The 2,798-nt window shown below is 61.2% G+C and carries 2 protein-coding genes; both read left to right on the plus strand.

The genetic code is table 11. The features are described 5' to 3' along the window. Nucleotides 1-2,512 (plus strand): phosphoenolpyruvate carboxylase (gene ppc / locus H0V34_03670; GenBank protein ID MBA2490826.1); only part of this gene is annotated, 2,512 nt, incomplete at its 5' end. Between the two features lie 68 nt (nucleotides 2,513-2,580). Continuing rightward, nucleotides 2,581-2,798 (plus strand): hypothetical protein (locus tag H0V34_03675; protein ID MBA2490827.1); only part of this gene is annotated, 218 nt, incomplete at its 3' end.

The raw sequence follows: 2,798 nt of genomic DNA on the forward strand, positions 1-2,798 counted from the left end.
GGTCACCACTGGCAAGCCGTTATGGCGCGGCTCCTTTGACGACACCCTGCGCGCGTTTAACGAACGCGGCGTGACCGCCGAACAGTTGCAGACGCTGCTGAACGAAATGGCGTTCATGCCGGTGTTCACCGCGCATCCTACCGAGGCGAAGCGACGCACGGTGATGGAGGGCTTACGGCGCATATTTCTGGTCGGCGAGGAATTGAATAACAGCCAGCTGAGCGAATATCAGCGCGACGAAATCGTCGCGCGCCTGCACGCGCAAATCCAGATACTGTGGAAAACCGACGAGGTACGGCTGAACAAACCCAGCGTGGAAGCCGAGGTCCAGAACGGGCTTTATTACTTTCGCAACGCGATCTTTCAGTCTGTGCCGGACGTTTACCGTAATCTGGAGCGCGCCATCAAGCGCATTTACGCCGATGACGACAGCGGCGCCCGCATCCGCGTCCCCAGTTTCTTGAGCTTCGGTTCCTGGATCGGGGGCGATCGCGACGGTAATCCATATGTCACTCCCGATGTCACGCGCGCCGCGATGCGTCTGCAATGCCGTACCGTGCTGCAGGCCTACCTCGAGCGGGTGCAGGGCTTAGGCAATATCCTCACCCATTCCGATCAGCTGGTAACGACCTCGGCGCCGTTCAAGGCTTCGCTGGAGCGTGACCGCCTGATCGCGCGCACCGCGTTTCGGGATAATCCGGATCAGTTTGCGAAAGAGCCCTATCGGCGCAAGCTCGCCATCATGGCGTACCGGTTGCAGCGCAATAGACTGCTGGCCGACGAACGTCTGGCCGGTTACCTGCAAGGCTCGCTGGGCGAGGGTTACGCCTGTGAGCAGGACTTTCTCGCCGATCTCTACGTAATCCGCGATTCGCTGCGCTCGCATGGTGACGCCAATCTCGCCGGCGGCAAACTCAAAGATCTGATCCGGCTGGGCGAGACATTCGGTTTTTATCTGGCGCGGCTGGACCTGCGGCAGGAATCGTGCACGCACAGCACGGCGGTCGCCGAAATCCTCGAACGCTCGGGCCGCACGCAGAACTACACAGAGCTTAGCGAAGGGTACAAACTGCGCCTGCTCGAAGACCTGCTGGCGAACTCGGCAACGCCGTTTCCGCTCGACGAGATGAGCCTCACCGAGACCACGCGCGAAGTCCTGGAAGTCTTTTACGTAATGGCCGAAATGCGCCAGGAAATCAGCCCACAGGCGTTCGGCAGCTACGTAATCTCGATGACTCACCGCGCCTCGCACGTGGTGGAGGTCATGTTCCTCGCAAGTCTCGCGGGGCTAGCCGGACGCGATGCCGACGGCGGCTGGCACTGCCGCATTCGCATCTCGCCACTGTTCGAAACCATCGATGATCTCGCGCACGCGCAAGACGTGCTGACCCGCCTCTTCAGCCAGGCGGCTTACAGTGAGCTGTTGCGCGCGTCGGGCAACTGCCAGGAAGTCATGCTGGGCTACTCGGATTCGTGCAAGGATGGTGGCATTCTCGCGTCCGTCTGGAGCCTCTACCGCGCGCAACAGAATGTCGTGGCGATCGCGGAGCGCTTCGGCGTGCAGTGCTATCTGTTTCATGGTCGCGGCGGCACCATCGGGCGCGGTGGCGGCCCTACTCACGACGCGATCATGGCGCAGCCGCCAAGCACGGTGCAGGGCCGGATCAAGATTACCGAACAGGGCGAGGTGCTATCCTACAAATACAGCAACCAGGAAACAGCGACCTACGAATTGACGATGGGCGCCACCGGCCTGCTCAAGGCCAGCAGCCATTTGCTGGTAACCGTGGATGAGCATCTGGAAGAACATTTGACGGCGATGGACGCGCTGGCGAAGCTCGGCGAGCAGGCGTACCGCGATCTGACCGATCGCACGCAAGGTCTGCTCGACTATTTCTACGAAGCGACGCCGGTGGTCGAGATCGGTCAGCTCAACATCGGTTCCAGGCCCTCGCATCGCAAGCAGAAAGATCGCTCCAAGCACTCCATCCGCGCCATTCCGTGGGTGTTCGGCTGGGCGCAGTCGCGCCACACCCTGCCAGCCTGGTACGGCATCGGTTACGCGCTGGAAGAACTGCGCGCGCAGGATCCGGCGCGCCTCGGTTGTCTGCAGGCAATGTACCAGGAATGGCCATTTTTTCGCACGCTGATAGACAACACGCAGATGTCGCTCGCGAAAGCGGACATGGCCATAGCCCGCGAATACGCCGATCTGTGCCGCGACGTGGCAGTCGCCGACGACATTTACGGCATGATAAAACTGGAATACGAGCGCACCGTAATACAGGTTCGCGAGGTCGCCCAGGTCGATGAACTGTTGGCCGATAACACAATGCTCAGACTCTCTCTGCAGCGCCGCAGTCCTTACCTCGATCCGCTCAATCACATCCAGATTATGTTGCTCAAGCGCCACCGAAAGCTCGCGCCGGAGCAACAGGCGCAAGACGAGTTACTGCGTCCGCTGCTGCGCACTCTCAACGCGATCGCGGCCGGCATGCGCAATACTGGCTGAACCGCAACAGCGGGTTCGCCATAAACAGAGTGGGCTCAATCTACCGTAGCCAGACGTTACGCTATAACATGTTGGTTCTCACGCCAGAATGTCGGCAATCAATGGGCTCGAATCGTCGCATCCTGAACGTGTGCCTGCTGGCAATTGCACTGTTCGCCGCGCAGAGCCTGCTCGCTGCCCACGAGGCCGCGCCGCACGGCGCCAAGCACGCGGGCGATTGCCAGCTTTGCGCGCATGCGGCCGGCGCCGGCCACGCGCTGCCCGCAGCCGCTGCCGTCACCTATCC

This window comes from Gammaproteobacteria bacterium, assembly GCA_013696315.1.
GTDB lineage: Bacteria > Pseudomonadota > Gammaproteobacteria > JACCYU01 > JACCYU01 > JACCYU01.